Source organism: Allobosea sp. GW822-FHT05A11 (genome assembly GCF_058800455.1).
Window position 1 is genome coordinate 420,759 of sequence record NZ_JBXAMI010000003.1, and the last position, 18,107, is coordinate 438,865.

Here is an 18,107-nt window from a genome sequence, read left to right on the forward strand (position 1 = left end):
GTCGTCCCTGATTACTCCGCTGCGAGCAGGCGCCGCATCACGCCGGCAAAGCGCGAGCGCACCGAATCGCGGGCGACATGCCGCCCCTCGGCCACCACCGTCCTGCCACCGACGACGACATCGCGCAAAGGCATGGCATTGGCGGCGAAGATCGCGCTGTCGACAGCCTCGGCGCCGCCCCTGCCGACAAGAGCCGGGTGATCGGTGTCGAGCGTGATGAAATCGGCGCGGTGGCCGGGCGCGATGGCGCCGATGGCACGGCCGCAGGCGCGCGCACCGCCGGCGCAGGCAGCCTGCCAGAGCGCGAGGCCGGTCGAGGCCTTCTCTTCCGCGAAGAGCGCGCGGCGGCGGTCGCGCAGGCGCTGCGAATATTCGAGCTGGCGCAGCTCCGAGCCCGCATCGATCTGGATATTGGAATCGCTGCCGACGCCATAGGCGCCGCCGGCCTGCGCATAGCGGATACCGTCGAAGATGCCGTCGCCGAGGCTGGATTCGGTGATCGGGCAGAGGCCTGCGACGGCGCCGCTGCGGGCGATGCCATCACGCTCGGTATCGCTCAGATGCGTCGCGTGAATCAGGCACCAGCGCTTGTCGAGCGGGATCGTGTCCATCAGCAGTTCGACCGGGCGCTTGCCGGTGATCTTCAGGCTGGCCTCGACCTCCGGCACCTGCTCGGCGACATGGATATGAACGGGATCGTTCGGGCGCAGCGACGAGACCCAGCCGAGATCGTCGAGCGCGACCGCGCGCAGCGAATGCGGGGCGACGCCGAGCCGTGCGTCCGGCAGGTCGCGGATCGCAGCGAGGCTGCCTTCCAGCAAGCGCTGATAGGCATCGCGCTCGTTGACGAAGCGGCGCTGGCCATGGACGGAGGGCGCCTGGCCGAAATTGCCGAAGCGATAGAGCACCGGCAGCAGGGTGAGGCCGAGGCCGGTTTCCTGCGCGGCGGAGGCGATGGCCTGTCCCATCGTGGCGATGTTGGCGTAGGCGCGCCCGTCCTTGTCGTGGTGGAGATAGTGGAACTCGGCGAGCGCGGTGAAGCCGCCCTCCAGCATCTCGACGAAGGCCTGCGCGGCGATCGCCTGCACATCATCGGGATCGAGCCGGTCGAGGAAGCGGTACATCACCTCGCGCCAGGTCCAGAAGGAATCCTCCGGCGCGCCGCGGCGCTCGGACAAACCTGCCATCCCGCGCTGAAAGGCATGGCTGTGCAGGTTCGGCATGCCCGGCAGCGCGATGCCGGCGAAGCTGCTCTTACCCCCTGCCGGCTTCACCCCTGCCTCGACGGACGTGATCGTGCCGTTGGCGACGGTCAGCTTCACATCGCTGGCAAAACCTTCGGGCAAAAGCGCCTCGGCCAGATGCAGGGTCTCGGTCACCGTTTCGCTCCGTCGCTCGCTGGCGCTCAATTGCATATGCAATTAACACTTGCCAATTGCATATGCAATTGGATAGCATGACTTCAATTCAAAGAGTAGCGGGAGGACGCACGGTGGCGAAAGCGCCTGGTGAGACGATTGTCTGCGACAAGCTCTGGACGAATGCGCGGCTGGCAACGATGTCGGCAGGGGTCGATACGCCCTATGGCGCGATCGAGGACGGCGTGATCGCCGCCCGTGAAGGCCGCATCGTCTTCGTCGGCCCGCGTAGCGAGGCTCCCGCCTTCCAGGCCGCCGAGACCATCGATTGCGAAGGCCGCTGGATCACGCCGGGCCTGATCGATTGCCACACCCATCTCGTCTATGGCGGCGACCGGGCGCATGAATTTGAGCTGCGCCTGCAGGGCGCGACCTATGAGGAGATCGCGCGGGCCGGCGGCGGCATCCTCTCCACCGTCAAGGCGACGCGCGAGGCGAGCGAGGATACGCTCTTCGCCTCCGCCGATAAGCGCCTCGCCGCGCTGATGGCCGAGGGCGTCACCACCGTCGAGATCAAGTCCGGCTACGGGCTGGAGCAGCAGGCGGAGCTGAAGCAATTGCGTGTCGCGCGCCGCATCGGCCGCGAGTGCCCCGTCACCGTCCGTACCACCTTTCTCGGCGCCCATGCTGTGCCGCCGGAATACAAGGGTCGCTCGGGCGATTATACCGCTCTCGTCGCCGGGCCATTGCTCGACGCCGTCGCGGCCGAGGGGCTCGCCGATGCCGTCGACGCCTTCTGCGAGGGCATCGCCTTCTCGCCGGATGAAACCAAGGCCGTGTTCGCGGCCGCCAAGGCCAAGGGCCTGGCGATCAAGGTCCATGCCGAGCAGCTTTCGAACCTGCATGGCGCCAAGCTCGCGGCCGAGATGGGCGCGTTGTCGGCCGACCATCTCGAATATCTCGACGAGGACGGCGTCATCGCCATGGCCAAGGCCGGCACGGTCGCGGTCGTGCTGCCGGGCGCCTTCTACTTCCTGCGCGAGACGCAGAAGCCGCCGATCGAACTGATGCGCAAGCATGGCGCGGCGATCGCGCTCGCGACCGACGCCAATCCCGGCTCCTCGCCGCTGACCTCGCCGCTCTTGGTGCTCAACATGGCCTGCACGCTCTTCCGGATGACGCCGGAAGAGGCGTTGGCCGGCCTCACCCGCCATGCCGCGACCGCGCTCGGCCTCCAGGACGAGGTCGGCACGCTCGAATCCGGCAAGCGTTGCGATCTCGCCATCTGGGAGATCGAGCGCCCGGCAGAACTCGCCTACCGCATCGGTTTCAATCCCCTTCACACCCGCATCTGGAACGGACAATGACCACGGTTTCGCTGAACCCGGGCGCAGCCCATCTCACCGACTGGCGCGCGATCCTCGACGGCGCCGTCGCCTCGCTCGGCGGCGAGAGCGCCAGGAACATCGCCTCCGGCCAGAAGATCGTCGAGGAGATCGTCGCCGCCGGCACCGTGACCTATGGCGTCAATACCGGCTTCGGGAAGCTCGCCAGCGTGCGCATCGCCGATGCCGATCTCGCCAAGCTGCAGAGCAACCTGATCGTCTCGCATGCGGTCGGCACCGGCCCTGCCCTGCCCGACGGCGTGGTCCGCCTGCTGCTGGCGATGAAGGCGGCGAGCTTGGCGCGCGGCGCCTCCGGCGTACGCCCCGTCGTGATCGAGGCGCTGACCAATGCGCTCAAGGCCGATGCCTTGCCGGTCATCCCCGCCAAGGGCTCGGTCGGCGCCTCCGGCGACCTCGCCCCGCTCGCCCATATGACCGCGGCTCTGATGGGCTACGGCGAGATCCGCCTGAAGGGCGAGACCCTCCCGGCGGCCGAGGCGCTGAAGTGTGCGGGTCTCGGCACTCTCGCGTTGGGCGCGAAGGAAGGCCTGGCGCTGATCAACGGCACGCAGGTCTCGACCACGCTGGCTCTGACCGGCCTTGCTGCCATCGCCCGCGTGTTCGATGCCGCGCTCGTCGCCGGCGCGCTCTCGGTCGATGCGCTCAAGGGCTCCGACACCCCGTTCGATCCGCGCATCCAGAGCCTGCGTGGCCAGCCCGGCCAGATCAAGGTCGCCAAGATCCTGCTTGACCTGATCGCCGGCAGCGCGATCCGCGAGAGCCATCGCCATGGCGATACAAAGGTGCAGGACCCCTATTCGCTGCGCTGCCAGCCGCAGGTCATGGGCGCCGTGCGCGATCTCATCGGTAATGCCGCCGCGACGCTCTCGATCGAGGCCAATGCCGTCACTGACAACCCGCTGGTGCTCGGCCCCGGCGAGATCGTCTCGGGCGGCAATTTCCATGCAGAGCCCGTCGCCTTCGCCGCCGACATCCTCGCCATGGCCGTCTGCGAGATCGGCAACCTCTCCGAGCGCCGCATGGCCCTGCTGGTCGACCCCGTGATGAGCGGCCTGCCGCCCTTCCTCGCCCGCGATGCCGGCCTGAACTCGGGCTTCATGATCGCGCAGGTCACCGCCGCCGCGCTCGCCTCCGAGAACAAGCAGAAGGCCTATCCGGCTTCGGTCGACACCATTCCGACCTCGGCCAACCAGGAAGACCATGTCTCGATGGCGACGCATGGCGCCTTCCGCCTGATCGACATGGCGAAGAATGCCGCGAGCATCATCGGCGTCGAACTGACGGCGGCCGCGGAAGCGATCGAGCACCACCGCCCGCTCAAGACCAGCGCGCGCCTTGAGCCGGTGCTCGCCCTGCTGCGCGAAAAGATCGCTCCGCTGACCGAGGACCGCTACCTCGCTCCCGACCTCGCAGCCGCGACCGAGTTCGTGCTCTCGGGCGCCGTCGGCAAGGCGGCGGGCCTCGACAGCTTCGCCGAGTGCAGTGCATGAGCGCCGAGATCGTCACGGTCACACGGGGCTCGTCCCCGCTGATCCTCTCGATGCCGCATCCCGGCACCAGCGTTCCGCCGGAGGTCGCGACGCAGCTCAACGAGCGTGGAAAGCTGGTCGAGGATACCGACTGGCATATGCGCCAGCTCTACGGTTTCGCCGCGCCGTTCGAGCCCACGATCGTCGAGGCGCAGCTCTCGCGCTTCGTCATCGACCTCAACCGCGATCCGGCCGGCGTCTCGCTCTATCCGGGCCAGGCGACGACCGAACTCGTGCCGACCACGACCTTCGACGGCGCGCCGATCTGGCAGACGGCACCGGACGCCACTGAGATCGAGCGGCGCAAGGCGGCCTATTTCCAGCCCTATCACACGGCGCTGGCTGCCGAGATCGCGCGGGTGAAGGCCGAGCACGGCTATTGCGTGCTGTGGGATTGCCACTCGATCAAGTCGGTGATCCCGCGCCTGTTCCCGGGCACGCTGCCGACGCTGAATCTCGGCACCAACTCCGGCGAAAGCTGCGCTGCGAGCGTCGAGGCCGCCGCGGTCGCGGCCATGGCCGGCCAGCCGGTCACCCAGATCGCCAATGGCCGCTTCAAGGGCGGCTGGATCACGCGCCATTACGGGCGGCCGTTCGAGCGCGTACACGCGCTCCAGATGGAAATCGCGCTCTCGGCCTATCTCACCGACGAGACCGCGCCCTGGGCCTTCGACGCGACGAAGGCCGCTGCCTTGCAAACCGCCTTGTCCGCCATCATCGCCGCAGCCCTGGACGCGGCCAGGACTCTCGAACGGAGCCGCTCATGACCCGCCTGGACAACACCCGCGTCATCCGCCCCGCCACCGGCACCGAGCTCAGCGCCAAGAGCTGGCTGACCGAAGCGCCGCTGCGCATGCTGATGAACAACCTGCATCCGGACGTCGCCGAGAACCCGCAGGAACTCGTGGTCTATGGCGGCATCGGCCGTGCCGCCCGTTCCTGGGAGGATTTCGATCGGATCGTCGCGAGCCTGCGCCAGCTTGAGGCCGACGAGACGCTGCTCGTCCAGTCCGGCAAGCCGGTCGGCGTGTTCCGCACCCACAAGGATGCGCCGCGCGTCCTGATCGCCAACTCGAACCTCGTGCCGCACTGGGCCAACTGGGACCATTTCAACGAGCTCGATAAGAAGGGGCTAGCGATGTACGGCCAGATGACGGCCGGCTCCTGGATCTATATCGGCACCCAAGGCATCGTGCAGGGCACCTACGAGACCTTCGTCGAGGCTGGCCGCCAGCACTATGGCGGCAGCCTCAAGGGCAAATGGGTCCTGACCGGCGGCCTCGGCGGCATGGGCGGCGCCCAGCCTCTCGCTGCGGTGATGGCCGGCGCTTCCTGCCTCGCCGTCGAGTGCAATCCCGACTCGATCGATTTCCGCCTGCGCACCCGCTATCTCGACGAGAAAGCCGAAACGCTCGACGAGGCGCTGGAGACGATCGCCCGCTGGACTGAGAAAGGCGAGGCGAAGTCGGTCGGCCTGCTCGGCAACTGCGCCGAGATCCTGCCCGAGATGGTCCGCCGCGGTATCCGCCCCGACATGGTCACCGACCAGACCTCGGCCCATGACCCGATCAACGGCTACCTGCCGAAGGGCTGGACCATGGGCCAGTGGAAGCAGGCGCGCGAAGCCAATCCGAAATCCGTCGAGACCGCGGCGCGCGCCTCGATGCGCGAGCATGTCGAGGCGATGATCGCCTTCCAGGACATGGGCATCCCGACCTTCGACTACGGCAACAACATCCGCCAAGTCGCCAAGGACGAGGGACTGGAGAACGCCTTCGCCTTCCCGGGCTTCGTGCCGGCCTATATCCGCCCGCTGTTCTGCCGCGGCATCGGCCCGTTCCGCTGGGCCGCGCTCTCGGGCGATCCGGAGGATATCTACAAGACCGACGCCAAGGTGAAGGAGCTGCTGCCCGACAACAAGCACCTGCATAACTGGCTCGACATGGCGCGCGAACGCATCGCGTTCCAGGGCGTGCCGGCGCGTATCTGCTGGGTCGGCCTCGGCGATCGCCATCGCCTCGGCCTCGCCTTCAACGAGATGGTCCGGAACGGCGAGCTCAAAGCGCCGGTCGTGATCGGCCGCGACCATCTCGACTCCGGCTCGGTCGCCTCGCCGAACCGCGAGACGGAAGCGATGAAGGACGGCTCGGACGCGGTCTCCGACTGGCCGCTGCTCAACGCGCTGCTCAACACGGCGTCCGGCGCGACCTGGGTCTCGCTGCATCATGGCGGCGGCGTCGGCATGGGCTTCTCGCAGCATGCGGGCGTCGTGATCTGCGCCGACGGCACGGATGACGCGGCTGCTCGCCTATCGCGCGTGCTCTGGAACGACCCGGCCACCGGCGTGATGCGCCATGCCGATGCCGGCTACGAGATCGCGCTGGACTGCGCCCGCGAGAAGCAGCTCAACCTGCCGGGCATTCTGGGCTGAACCCTCCCGTCATTCCGGGGCTCCGCGTCAGCGGAGAACCCGGGATGACAACGGTGGCCGCTTGAATTCGAAGGACCGTTCCATGCGCATCATCCGCGCCTCCGATTGCAAGGTCATGCCGTGGAAGAACGGCGGCGGCACCACGACCGAAATCGCGATGGCGCCGGAAGGCGCCTCGCTCGGCGATTTCGACTGGCGCATCTCGATGGCCCATGTAGGCACAAACGGGCCGTTCTCGTCCTTCCCTGGCATCGACCGGACGCTGTCGGTGCTGACCGGAAACGGCATCCGCCTCGCTTTCGGCGACGGCGAGACGGTCGCGCTCGACCGCGCGACCGCACCGTTCTTCTTCGCCGCCGACCGGGCGGTGGCAGGCGTGCTGGTCGACGGGGCGATCGACGACCTCAACGTGATGAGCCGGCGCGGAGCTTGGAGCCACAGCGTCGAGCGGCTGACCGGCGGATCGCATGAGATCGCAGCCGAGCGTGGATTGCTGGTTCTAGTCGCGCGCCGGGGCGATTGGCAGGTGAACGGCACGACGCTCGCCGCCGGGGACAGCGCCGTGCTCGAAGCCCCCATCACAGCAAAACTCGCCACCGGGGATGGTGGCGAGCTGTTCGCGATCCGACTGCAGCCGGCCTGAGCTGCCGTCATTCTCGGGCAGAGCGCAGCTCCGACCCGAGAACCTCATGACTAGAAGGCACTGGTTTCCGAGATGCTCGGGTCAAGCCCGAGCATGACGCCTGTTGTGCCGTCTCAAGCCGCCTGCCGCGGCTGCGGGCCGACATAAACCGACTGCGGGCGGATCAGGCGGCCGCCGGCGATCTGCTCCTTGGCATGGGCGAGCCAGCCCGTCGTCCGGCCGAGCGCGAAGACGCAGGTGAAGCTGTCCGGCGTGAAGCCGAGCGCCTCCAGCAGCAGCGCCGTGTAGAACTCGACATTGGTTTCCAGCGTGCGGTTGGGCTTGCGCTCGCGCAGAATGGCGAGCGCCGCCTGCTCGACCGCCTCGGCCAGTGCAAGGCGCCCGCTATCGGCGCCGAGCCGGCGGATCGCGCCCTTCAGCGCATCGGCGCGCGGATCGCGGACGCGGTAGATGCGGTGGCCGAAGCCCATCAGCCGGTCGCCGCGATCGAGCGCGGTTTCCAGCCAGGCGCGTGCATTGCTCGGTTCGCCGATTGCATCGAGCATCTCGATCACCGGGCCGGGCGCGCCGCCATGGAGCGGACCCTTCAGCGCACCGATGCCGGCCAGCACGGCCGAGACCAGCCCGGCGCGGGTCGAGGCGACGACGCGCGACGCGAAGGTCGAGGCGTTGAGGCCGTGATCGGCGACGGTGACGAGATAGGTGTCGAGCGCTGCCGTCTGCTGCTTTGTCGGCGCCTTGCCCGTCAGCATGCGCAGCGTGTCGGCCGCCTGCGACAGCGACGGATCGGGCGCGATTGGCGCGAGGTCCTGACGCAGGCGCAGCGATGCGGCCGTGAAGACGGCCGGCGCCGCCAGAACCCGCAGCACCGTGCCTGCATCCTCGCCATCCGGGATCAACGCCGTCATCGCGCGGATCATCTCGACCGGCCCGAGCGTCACGGGGATAACGGCCTTCCTGACCACCGTCTCGAACAACTCCTGTCGCGCGGCACCCAACGCTGCCGGCAGGTCCTTCATGGCGGGCAGGTCCGGCACGAAGCCGTCGAGCATCAATGCGGCCATCTCCTCGAAGGAGGTATGGCCCGCGAGCTCATCGAGGCTGTGGCCGCGCATCACCAGCCGCCCGGCCGCTCCATCGACTTCCGAGAGCACGGTATGGGCGGCAACGACATCTTCAAGGCCATCGGACATGGCGGTTCTCCTCAACATCTGAGGCCTTGAAGATTGATAGCTTCACCGGTAGAATCAATCTTGAACAATATAATCAATGTATTTCGATGACCGACTGGCTGACGGCGCAACAGGTGATGCAGCGGCTCGGGCTGAAGCCGCAGACGCTCTACGCCTATGTCAGCCGCGGGCTGATCGAGGCGCGCGGCGACGCGGACGACTCGCGGCGGCGGCTCTACCGGGCCGAGGACGTGGCGCGGCTAGAGCATCGCAAGGCACGGGGGCGCAAGCCCGCCGCCATCGCCGAGGATGCGATCGCCTTCGGCGAGCCGATCCTGGCGTCGGGCATCGCCACGATCCAGCGCGGCAAGCTCTGGTATCGCGGACAGGATGCCGAAAAGCTTTCCGAGACGGCGAAGCTGGAGGATGTCGCAAGGCTGCTCTGGGATTGCGGCTCGCAGCGCTTCCCGCCGTTGTTCACGATCGTGCCGGAGGCGCCGGCCCGGCAGCGGATGTTCGCGGTGATCGCCGCGCGCGCCGCCAGCGATCCCGCCATGGCCGGCCGCACCAAGAAGGCGCTCTATCTGGAAGCGGCCTCCGTCATCGACTCGCTCGTCGATGCCATCGCCGGGCGGCCGGGCCAGGGGCCGATCCACCACCGGCTGGCGCAGGCCTGGGGCTGCGGCGCTGATGGAGCCGACCTGATCCGCCGCGCGCTGGTGCTGCTCGCCGACCATGAGCTCAACGCCTCGACCTTCGCGGTCCGGGTGGCTGCCTCGACGCGCGCCTCGCTCGCTGCCAGCATTCTGGCGGGGCTCGCGACATTGTCCGGGCCGCTGCATGGCGGGATGACGCCGCGCGTGCTCGGGCTGATGCGCGAGATCGCAAGCGAGGGCGTCGAGGTGGCGGTCCCGGCGCGGCTTGCGACGGGCATGCCCCTGCCCGGCTTCGGCCATCCGCTCTATCCGGATGGCGATCCGCGGGCTCGCGCGCTGCTCACCGCATTCACGCTGCCGCCAGCCTATGCGGCCACGCGCCGGGCCGTCACCGCGTTGACCGGCGAGGAGCCGAATATCGATTTCGTGCTGACGGCGATCGTAAGCGAACTCGGGTTGGCGCCGGATATCTCGTTCCAGATTTTTGCCGCCGCGCGCTGCGTCGGCTGGATCGCGCATGCGCTGGAGCAGGGCGAGACCGGACGCCTGATCCGGCCTCGCGCCCGCTATGTCGGGCCGGAGCCAGCCTAGGCCGGCTCAGCGATCTTCCGCGCAAGCTCGCCCTCGCGCTCTTCGATATAGCCGCGCGTGATCGGCAGGCCGTCGAGCTTCTTGGCGAGCTGGAACTGGAACACCACGAGATCGTCATGCCGGAAGCTCGCCTCGCAGGCCGCGAGATAGAACTCCCACATCCGGGCGAAGCGCTCGTCATACATCGCCACCGCCTCGTCGCGCCGGGCGAGGAAGTTCTCGCGCCAGACCTTCAGCGTCTCGGCATAGTGCAGGCGCAGCACCTCGACATCGGTGATGATCAGCCCCTCCTGCTCGACCGCTGCCGCCACCTCCGACATGGCGGGGATATAGCCGCCGGGGAAGATGTACTTGGCGATGAAGGGATTGGTCGCGCCGGGCGGCGTCGAGCGGCCGATGGTGTGGACGAGTGCCACGCCGTCATCGCTCAACAATTCCCGGATCTTGCGGAAATAGTCGCGGTAATAGCCGACGCCGACATGCTCGAACATGCCGACCGAGACGATGCGGTCGAACGGCTCGGCGAGATGGCGATAGTCCTGCAGCCGGAACTCGACCGGCAGGCCGGATTCGGCGCCGCGCTGCTGCGCGATGGCGAGTTGCTCCTCGGAGAGCGTGATGCCGGTAACCGAGGCACCCGTCTCGCCGGCGATCGACAACGCCATGCCGCCCCAGCCGCAGCCGATATCGAGCACGCGCTGGCCGGGCTTGAGATCGAGCTTGCCCATGATGTGACGCTTCTTGGCCAACTGCGCCTGCGCCAGCGTCATGCCGGGCTCGGCGAAATAGGCGCAGGAATACTGCATGTCCGGATCGAGGAAGAGCCGGAAGAAGTCGCTCTTGAGATCGTAGTGATGCGCGACGTTGCGGCGGGCGAGCGCCGGCGTGTTGTGCTGGTGGAAGCGCCGCACCGCCGTGCGCAGGCCCTCCAGAACCTTGCCCCAGCCCTTGGGGCGCGCGCGATGCACGGCAGCGACCAGCGCATCGAGCAGGTCGTAGAGCGAGCCCTGCTCGACGACGACGCGTCCGTCCATCACGGCTTCGCCCAAGGCGAGCTCGGGATTGAGCGCGAGTTTCAGTTCCGTCGGGGAATCGACGATGCGCATGCGCAATCGCGGCGCAGTGCCCTGCCCGATCGACTGCAACGTGCCATCGGGGAAAACGACATCGATACGTGGCTCGATCGCGAGCCGAGACAACATTCTGGCAATCAGCGAGTGCATTGGCCCCACCTTCGGCAGCGCCCCTTTCGCTGAAGATGGCAATTCGGAGCACCGCCGTAACCGCCCTTTGGTGCAAGGCAGTCCCACGCCTGCGACATGACAACGCAGGTAAGGACGTTCGGTTCCGCTAGGGAAGCATAGCATAGCCGACCTGCCGGCTAATGATCCGCCGCGATGACCTCTGCGCGGATCTCCTCGACCAGCCGCTCCTTCAGGGCGACGAATTCCGGGGTCGTCTTGATGGTGTAGGGCCGCGGATGCGGCAGATCGACCGCGATATCGGCCTTGATCCGCCCCGGGCGCGCGCTCATCACCACGACACGCGAGCCGACGAAGATCGCCTCCTCGATATCATGGGTGACGAAGAGCACGGTCTTCTGCTCGCGCTCCCAGATGCCGAGCAGCATTTCCTGCATCAGGGCGCGGGTCTGGTTGTCGAGTGCGCCGAAGGGCTCGTCCAGCAGCAGGATCTTCGGATCGTTGGCGAGCGCGCGGGCGATCGCCGTGCGCTGCTGCATGCCGCCCGAAAGCTGCTTCGGGAAATGATCGACGAAGCTGCCGAGCCCGACGCGCACCGCCCAGTCACGGGCGATCTTCAGGCGCTCGGCTTCCGGTACGCCCTTCTCGCGCAGGCCGAAGGCGATGTTCTGCTGCACCGTCAACCAGGGGAAGAGCGTGTAGCTCTGGAAGACGAAGCCGCGATCGGCACCCGGCCCGGAAACAGCTGAGCCGTCGAGCAAGACGCGCCCTTCGCTCGCCGTCTCCAGCCCGCCGATGATGCGCAGCAAGGTCGACTTGCCGCAGCCGGACGGGCCGAGGATGGTGATGAAGTCGTTGTCGGCGACGCTGAGCGAGGTCGGCATCAAGGCGCGTGTCGGCTCGGCCCCACGCTGGCCGGCGAAGACCTTGCCGAGATTCTCGATGACAAGCTTGCTCATGCGCGCGCCCACGGAAACAGGCGCTGGTTGATCGCCTTGAAGAGGAAATCCGAGATGAGGCCGATCAGGCCGATCACGATGATGCCGAAGATAATCTGCCCGGTGTTCAGCAAGGCCTGGCTGTCGGTGATCATGTGGCCGATGCCGGAAGAGGAACCGATCAGCTCGGCGACGATGACATAGGTCCAGGCCCAGCCGAGCACGAGGCGGAAGATCTCGGCGATCTCGGGCGCGGCATTGGGCAGCATGACGCGGCGCACCACCGAGCGGTCTGTCGCGCCCAGCGTATAGGCGGCGTCGACGAGATCGCGCCGGATCGAACCGACTGAAACCGCGATCATCAGGATGAGCTGGAAGACCGAGCCGATGAAGATGACGAGCAGTTTCTGCGTCTCGCCGATGCCGGCCCAGAGGATCAGGAGCGGAATGAAGGCCGAGGCCGGCAGGTAGCGCGCGAAGGAAACGAAGGGCTCGAGAAAGGCCTCGATCGGCTTGTAGGCGCCCATCAGGATGCCGATCGGCAAGGCGACGATGACGGCGAGGATGAAGCCGCCGAGGACGCGCCAGATCGTCATCATGATGTCGAAGCCGAAGCCGTATCGCACCATCAGGTTATAGCCTTCGCCGACCATGGTCAGCGGATCGGCGAGGAACAGGCGCTGGACATAGCCGCCGAAGGTCGCGACCGACCAGAGCGCGACGAAAAGCGCGAAGAAGGCCAGGCCGTAGCCGATGCGGGCCGGGGCCGAGACGGGTTGCAAAGGTCTCATCGCGATTGGGTTCCGGTCACGGCCATGGCCAGTTGCTTCCAGGGTTCGATCGACCAGAAGCCGGCTGCGGCGCCTGAGGTCGAGGGGAGGATATAGACGTCGGCATCGGCCAGTCTGTGCGCCTGCGGCCCGTAGGCGAGCCCGCCCTCCCTGATCCCGAGGGCGACCTGGGCCGCGCGCTTGCCGTTGAAAGCGAGGATGCGGGGCCGGTTCGCAGCGATCCGCGCCGTGAAGCCGGCCACGTCGAAATGGCCGCCGCGCAGCGCGGAATCCGGACCCGAGCTGCGCTTGGCGACATCGGTCAGGCCGATGCCGTAGCGCGGCAGGGTCGCGAATTCCTCCGGCCGGAGCCTCATCGGGACGAGCCCGATCTCATGAAGCACCGGCCAGAACTTGTTGCCCGGCCCGGCATAATAGGCGCCGCGCCGGGCCGAGACGGCGCCGGCCTGCGTACCGCAGAAGACGACACGCAGGCCGGGTTCCAGAATATCCGGGAGGATGTCGCCGGTCATGCGCCGACGGTTACTTGCCGGCGACGAACCGCGTATCGACCAGCGAGGCGAGATCGGGCTTCGCCTTGAGCAGGCCGATCTCGAGCAGCAGGTCGGCGGCCTTGGCCGAGAAGGCCTGCCAGTCGCCCGCGAAGAATTTCTTGTTGCCCTCGGCATCCGACCAGCGCAGGAACGCCGCCGATTTGCCGAACTGCTCGCCGGTCTGCTTCACGTCGGCGCCCATGATCTCATAGGCCTTGGCCTGGTCCTTCTTGATCATCTCCAGGGCCTCGAAATAGCTCTGGGTCAGCGCCGCCGCGGCCTTGTCGTTGACGAGGAAGGCGGGCGTGCAGCCGAAGGTGTCCATCACCATCGGATAGTCGAGGGTCGTCGCGATGATCTTGCCGGCATCGGGCTTGTCACGGACCGTGGAGAGATAGGGCTCATAGGTCATGGCGGCGTCGTTCTGGCCGGCGATGAAGGCCTGGGCGGCGGGGCCGGGCTCCATGTTGACGACCTTGACGTCCTTCACCGAGAGGCCGTTCTCCTTGAGCATCCAGGCCAGCGCGAAATAGGGCGAGGTACCGGGCGCGGAAGCTGCGACCGTCTTGCCCTTCAAATCCTTGATCGCAGCGACATCCTTGCGCACGGCCATGCCGTCGGCGCCGTAGCTCTTGTCGAGCTGGAAGATCTGCTTGGTCTTGATGCCGGCCGCATCCCAGACGATCCAGGTCTCGACCGTGGTCGCGGCGCACTGGATGTCGCCGGAGGCGATGGCGAGGTGGCGGTCCTTCTGCGGGATCTTCTTGATAGTGACGTCGAGGCCGTTCTTCGCGAAGATGCCGGCCTCCTTGGCGAGCACGAGCGGCGCGAAGCCGGTCCAGCCGGAAATGCCGATATTGACCTTGGTCTGCGCCTGGGCGCCACCCGCCGCGAGAAGCGCCGCGAGGCCGAAGCCGACAGTCGCACCGATGCGCTTGAAAACTGCCATGATTGAAACCCTTCCCCGGTTTTTTGGCCGATGCACCACGCTGACGCCTGGAGCGTCATTTGCGGCGCAATGCAACCTTCGTTCCAAAACAGCCTAATTGCATATGCAAACAGGTCAAGCCGCCGATCAGCGCCGCTTGGGGAAGTCATGACATTCTCTCGTTTGACAGGGCAGAGGGAATTTCCTCCTCTTCCGCCCGCCGGCGCGAGGGGCGCCCTTATTTTCTGTGAGTCGAGGTTTCCCAATGAACGGCGCCGACCGCCTTTGCGACACGCTTCTGATCAACGGCGTCGATACCTGCTTCGCCAATCCCGGCACCTCCGAGATGCATTTCGTCGCGGCGCTCGACCGCAAGCCGGAAATGCGCTGCGTGCTCGGCCTGTTCGAGGGCGTGGTGACCGGTGCGGCCGACGGTTATGCCCGCATGGCCGACAAGCCGGCTGCGACGCTGCTGCATTGCGGACCGGGCATGGCCAACGCGCTCGCCAACATGCACAACGCGAGGCGCGCCCGCACGCCGATGATCAACGTCGTCGGTGACCACGCGACCTATCATCTCCAGCATGACGCGCCGCTGACCAGCGATATCGAGAGCCTGGCCGAGCCGATGTCGCATTTCGTCCGCCGCATCGCGACGCCGGAGGATGTCGGCCCGGCGATCGGCGAAGCCTATGTCGCCTCGCTGACGCTGCCTGGCGTCACCACCGTGATCCTGCCGGCCGACTGCGCCTGGGGCAGCGTCGAGCCCGCCACGCTGAAGCCGACCGAATTGCCGGCGCTGAAGAGCGTCGATGGCGCGACGATCCGCGAGGTCGCGGCCGGCCTGCGCAAGCATGGCAAGCGCGGCGCGATCATGCTGACCGGCCTCGCGCTCCGCGAGAAGCCGATGGAGATGGCCGCCCGCATCTGCGCGGTGACCGGCGCCCAGATCTTCAGCCAGATGTCGAACGGCCGCATCGAGCGCGGCGCCGGGCGCGTCGCCATGCCGAAGGTGTTCTATCCGATCGACAAGGCGCTCGATCAGCTCAAGGACGTGGATTACCTCGTGCTCGTCGGCGCGCAGGTCCCGGTCGGCTTCTTCGCCTATCCCGGCAAGCCCGGCCGCCTGATCCATGACGGCTGCGAGGTCGCCAAGCTCGCGATCCCCGGCGACGACCTGCCGGCCGCGATCACCGGGCTCGCCGAGGAGATGGGCGCGACGAAGACCGCTCCGCTCTACATCGCCCCGCCGCGCAAGGAGCAGCCTGGCCTGCCGACCGGCAAGCTCGATGCCGACAAGGCCTGCGCCATCGTCTCGGCCCTGCTGCCCGAGAATTGCATCGTCTGCGACGAGTCGGTCTCGTCCGGCCGCAGCTTCTACTACGACTGCCACAGCGCGCCGCAGCACGACTACATCCAGCTCACCGGCGGCGCGATCGGCGAAGGCATCCCGCTCGCCATCGGCGCGGCCGTCGCCTGCCCCGACCGCAAGGTCATCGGCATGCAGGCCGACGGCTCAGGCATGTACACCGTGCAGGGGCTGTGGACGCAGGCGCGCGAGAATCTCGACATCGTCACGGTCGTCTTCGCCAACCGGACCTACCAGATCCTGCATGGCGAAATGCGCGCCGTCGGCGTCAACGATTTCGGCCGCAACGCCACGCTGATGCTGAACATCGATGAGCCGGCGCTGGACTGGGTGATGATGGCCAAGGGCATGGGCGTCGAAGCCGCGCGGGCCACGACGGCCGAGGAGTTCACGAGCCTGTTCAAGGCCGCGCTCAGCCGCAAGGGGCCGTTCCTGATCGAAGCGGCGATCTGAGGGACATCAAGCGGCGCTGAAGGGTGCCCTGAAGCGTGTCATCCCGCACGCGCTGCGGCACGTCAGTGCTGCGGCGCAGATGCGGGATCGTTCTCAGAAAAGGCCGCTTACTCGTCGCGTCATCCCGCACGCGTTGCAACACGCAGTGTTGCTGCGCAGATGCGGGATCGTCCTCAGGAAAGGGCGCCTTCTCGTCACGCGGTCCCGTGTCTGCGCAGCGGCATTCACATGCCGCAGCGCGCACGGGATGACAGCCCCAGAGAAGACAGGCGCTACTTGAACCCGCCCAGAAACGCATCGAGGCAGTCGCCGATCGCCTCGATGGCGTAGCCGCCCTCCTGCACCACCAGCGTCGGCAGGCCGAAACCCTTCACCTGCCGGCCGATCGTGCCGAAATCGCTGGCTTCCAGCTTCAGCACGCCGATCGGGTCGTCCTTGTGGGCGTCGTAGCCGAGCGCGATCACCACGACCTCCGCGCCGAAATCACGGATCGCCTTGCCGGCCTCGGCGACGGCAGCCTCCATCGCGGCGCCGCCGGCACCATGCTCCAGCGGCAGATTGAGGTTGAAGCCCTCGCCCGGGCCGTTGCCGCGCTCATCGGCATAGCCGGTGAAGAACGGGTAGTAGTTCGTGGGGTCGGCATGGACCGAAATCGTCAGCACATCGTCGCGGCGATAGAAGATCTGCTGTGTGCCGTCGCCGTGATGGGCGTCGACGTCGAGGATCGCGACCTTGCCGAATTTGGAACGCAGGTGCTGGGCCGCGATCGCGGTGTTGTTGAGATAGCAGAAGCCGGTGGCGCGGTCGGCACGGGCATGGTGGCCGGACGGACGGCAGAGCGAGTAGACGGCGCGCTCGCCAGCGAGGATCGCATCGGCGGCGGAGACGGCGGTCTCGGATGAGCGCAGCGTCGAATGCCAGCAATGCTCGCCGATCGGCACCGAGAGATCGCCGAGATACCAGCCGAGCTGGCCGATGAAACCGGTCGGGCGGCAGGGCGGACGGACATCCTCGTCCGGGCGGCCGCTCCAATAGGGAAAGGTGCTCGGCCAGACTTCCGGCCCGCGCTCGGCCGGCAGGTCCTGCCAGCGCGCCCAGGCGGTCTCCAGGAACTTGACGAAGCCGGCATCATGGATCGCGAGGACCGGGTCCGTGCCATGCGCTGCGGGCTTCTCCGGCGTGATGCCATGTTTCCCGAGCGCGCCGAGCAGGCGCTCCGTCCGTTCCGGCAGGTCCTTGGGAGCCACGACCTTGCCGAAGCGCATATATTGCTGGGGATCGTGGAGGGCTTGGTCGGGGTGATAGAAGGCGCGCATCAGGCGAAGAATCCTCGTCAGATCGCGAGGCGACCGACGGCCCCGCATGGGGATGCTAGCAACCGCCGACGCCTTGGTCAGCCATGACGATGCCGCCCGCCCCTGCATGGGAGGCGGGGCAGCCACTCAATGCGGCGAGAGCAGCGCCACGAATTCGCGCGCCAAGGCGTCGATCGCATGGCGCTCCGGCCGATACCAATCGGTCGAGCCGTTGAGCGCGCCCAGCAGGAACAGGCGCAGCACGTCAGGCGAGTTGCCTGCGGGCATGCCGCCGGCCTGCTGCCATTCGGCGATCAGCCCCCGCCAGACATCCTCGTAGGCGCGGCGCACCGCGCGCACGCTCTCAGGCGCGGGCGCCGCGCCGAAGGTGAAGACCTTGATGCTGGCCGAGGTATAGTCGCCATGGCCATGCAGGGCGGAGAGATGCGCCCGGACTGCTGCCTCCAGCCGGACGCGCGGCGAGGCCCCCTCCTCCGCCGCGAGCGCCGCGACGACCGCCTCATGGACGAAGTGCACGCCGTCATTGACGACCGCCTCGACGATCTCCTCCTTCGAGCCGAAATGGTAATAGAGGCTGGCCTTGCGGATGCCGACGGCCTCGGCGATCTCGCGCAAGGTGGTCTGATGGTAGCCGCCGCCACGCAGCAGGCGCGCGGCATGGTCAAGGATCAGCCGGCGCGAGCCGCCTTCGGCGGTTGGCCGAGTGGTTGGGGCATCGCTCATAGCGTGTCTTCCCGTGCGCGCTGCGGCGCGTAGTGCCGCGGCGCAGACACGGGACCGCGCGACGAGAG

The 18,107-nt window shown here is 67.4% G+C and carries 16 protein-coding genes; 7 read left to right on the forward strand and 9 right to left on the reverse strand.

Annotated elements, in window-relative coordinates:
• Positions 1 to 11: 11 nt before the first annotated feature.
• The gene (locus tag AC1RLU_RS11565; protein WP_492795655.1) at positions 12 to 1,379 is read right to left on the reverse strand and encodes a formimidoylglutamate deiminase; all 1,368 of its coding nucleotides are present in this window, start codon (positions 1,377 to 1,379) and stop codon (positions 12 to 14) included.
• A gap of 179 nt (positions 1,380 to 1,558) precedes the next feature.
• Between AC1RLU_RS11565 and hutI the strand changes: the two genes are divergently transcribed.
• The 5 genes from hutI to AC1RLU_RS11590 all read left to right on the forward strand — a co-directional run bounded on the left by hutI (position 1,559) and on the right by AC1RLU_RS11590 (position 7,367).
• Entirely contained in the window at positions 1,559 to 2,725 is a 1,167-nt protein-coding gene (gene hutI, locus AC1RLU_RS11570) for an imidazolonepropionase (RefSeq protein WP_492796206.1), read from the forward strand.
• Entirely contained in the window at positions 2,722 to 4,254 is a 1,533-nt protein-coding gene (gene hutH, locus AC1RLU_RS11575) for a histidine ammonia-lyase (protein WP_492795656.1), read from the forward strand. The genes hutI and hutH overlap by 4 nt, the downstream gene beginning before the upstream one ends.
• Positions 4,251 to 5,060, forward strand: a complete 810-nt coding sequence (hutG, locus tag AC1RLU_RS11580; protein ID WP_492795658.1) for an N-formylglutamate deformylase — start codon at positions 4,251 to 4,253, stop codon at positions 5,058 to 5,060. The genes hutH and hutG overlap by 4 nt, the downstream gene beginning before the upstream one ends.
• The gene (hutU, locus tag AC1RLU_RS11585) at positions 5,057 to 6,724 is read left to right on the forward strand and encodes a urocanate hydratase (protein ID WP_492795659.1); all 1,668 of its coding nucleotides are present in this window, start codon (positions 5,057 to 5,059) and stop codon (positions 6,722 to 6,724) included. Before hutG ends, hutU begins: the two co-directional genes overlap by 4 nt.
• Positions 6,725 to 6,806: 82 nt before the next feature.
• A complete protein-coding gene (locus AC1RLU_RS11590; RefSeq protein ID WP_492795661.1) occupies positions 6,807 to 7,367 on the forward strand; it encodes a HutD/Ves family protein in 561 nt (186 codons plus the stop codon).
• Positions 7,368 to 7,480: 113 nt separating this feature from the next.
• On the opposite strand, the gene AC1RLU_RS11595 is transcribed toward AC1RLU_RS11590, so the two are convergent.
• Positions 7,481 to 8,560 carry a citrate synthase/methylcitrate synthase gene (locus tag AC1RLU_RS11595; protein WP_492795663.1) on the reverse strand — a complete coding sequence of 360 codons (1,080 nt, stop codon included), beginning with the start codon at positions 8,558 to 8,560 and terminating at the stop codon, positions 7,481 to 7,483.
• Between the two features lie 86 nt (positions 8,561 to 8,646).
• On the opposite strand from AC1RLU_RS11595, the gene AC1RLU_RS11600 reads away from it, so the two are divergent.
• Positions 8,647 to 9,786, forward strand: a complete 1,140-nt coding sequence (locus AC1RLU_RS11600; protein ID WP_492795665.1) for a citrate synthase family protein — start codon at positions 8,647 to 8,649, stop codon at positions 9,784 to 9,786.
• On the opposite strand, the gene AC1RLU_RS11605 is transcribed toward AC1RLU_RS11600, so the two are convergent.
• The 5 genes from AC1RLU_RS11605 to AC1RLU_RS11625 all read right to left on the reverse strand — a co-directional run bounded on the left by AC1RLU_RS11605 (position 9,783) and on the right by AC1RLU_RS11625 (position 14,199).
• The gene (locus tag AC1RLU_RS11605) at positions 9,783 to 10,988 is read right to left on the reverse strand and encodes an SAM-dependent methyltransferase (RefSeq protein ID WP_282568653.1); all 1,206 of its coding nucleotides are present in this window, start codon (positions 10,986 to 10,988) and stop codon (positions 9,783 to 9,785) included. The genes AC1RLU_RS11600 and AC1RLU_RS11605 overlap by 4 nt on opposite strands.
• A 179-nt stretch (positions 10,989 to 11,167) precedes the next feature.
• Positions 11,168 to 11,947, reverse strand: coding sequence for an ABC transporter ATP-binding protein (locus AC1RLU_RS11610; RefSeq protein WP_492795667.1), 780 nt, complete (start codon positions 11,945 to 11,947; stop codon positions 11,168 to 11,170).
• The gene (locus AC1RLU_RS11615; RefSeq protein ID WP_061965069.1) at positions 11,944 to 12,717 is read right to left on the reverse strand and encodes an ABC transporter permease; all 774 of its coding nucleotides are present in this window, start codon (positions 12,715 to 12,717) and stop codon (positions 11,944 to 11,946) included. The genes AC1RLU_RS11610 and AC1RLU_RS11615 overlap by 4 nt, the downstream gene beginning before the upstream one ends.
• Complete coding sequence (locus AC1RLU_RS11620) at positions 12,714 to 13,229, reverse strand: mismatch-specific DNA-glycosylase (protein WP_492795669.1); 516 nt, start codon at positions 13,227 to 13,229, stop codon at positions 12,714 to 12,716. The genes AC1RLU_RS11615 and AC1RLU_RS11620 overlap by 4 nt, the downstream gene beginning before the upstream one ends.
• Before the next feature lie 10 nt (positions 13,230 to 13,239).
• Entirely contained in the window at positions 13,240 to 14,199 is a 960-nt protein-coding gene (locus AC1RLU_RS11625; protein ID WP_492795670.1) for an ABC transporter substrate-binding protein, read from the reverse strand.
• A gap of 244 nt (positions 14,200 to 14,443) precedes the next feature.
• Between AC1RLU_RS11625 and AC1RLU_RS11630 the strand changes: the two genes are divergently transcribed.
• Entirely contained in the window at positions 14,444 to 16,000 is a 1,557-nt protein-coding gene (locus AC1RLU_RS11630) for an acetolactate synthase large subunit (protein WP_492795671.1), read from the forward strand.
• Positions 16,001 to 16,272: 272 nt separating this feature from the next.
• Here AC1RLU_RS11630 and AC1RLU_RS11635 read toward each other — a convergent pair whose 3' ends face one another.
• Positions 16,273 to 17,316, reverse strand: a complete 1,044-nt coding sequence (locus AC1RLU_RS11635; RefSeq protein ID WP_492795673.1) for a histone deacetylase family protein — start codon at positions 17,314 to 17,316, stop codon at positions 16,273 to 16,275.
• Between the two features lie 126 nt (positions 17,317 to 17,442).
• Complete coding sequence (locus AC1RLU_RS11640) at positions 17,443 to 18,039, reverse strand: TetR/AcrR family transcriptional regulator (protein WP_492795675.1); 597 nt, start codon at positions 18,037 to 18,039, stop codon at positions 17,443 to 17,445.
• Between the last annotated feature and the right edge of the window lie 68 nt (positions 18,040 to 18,107).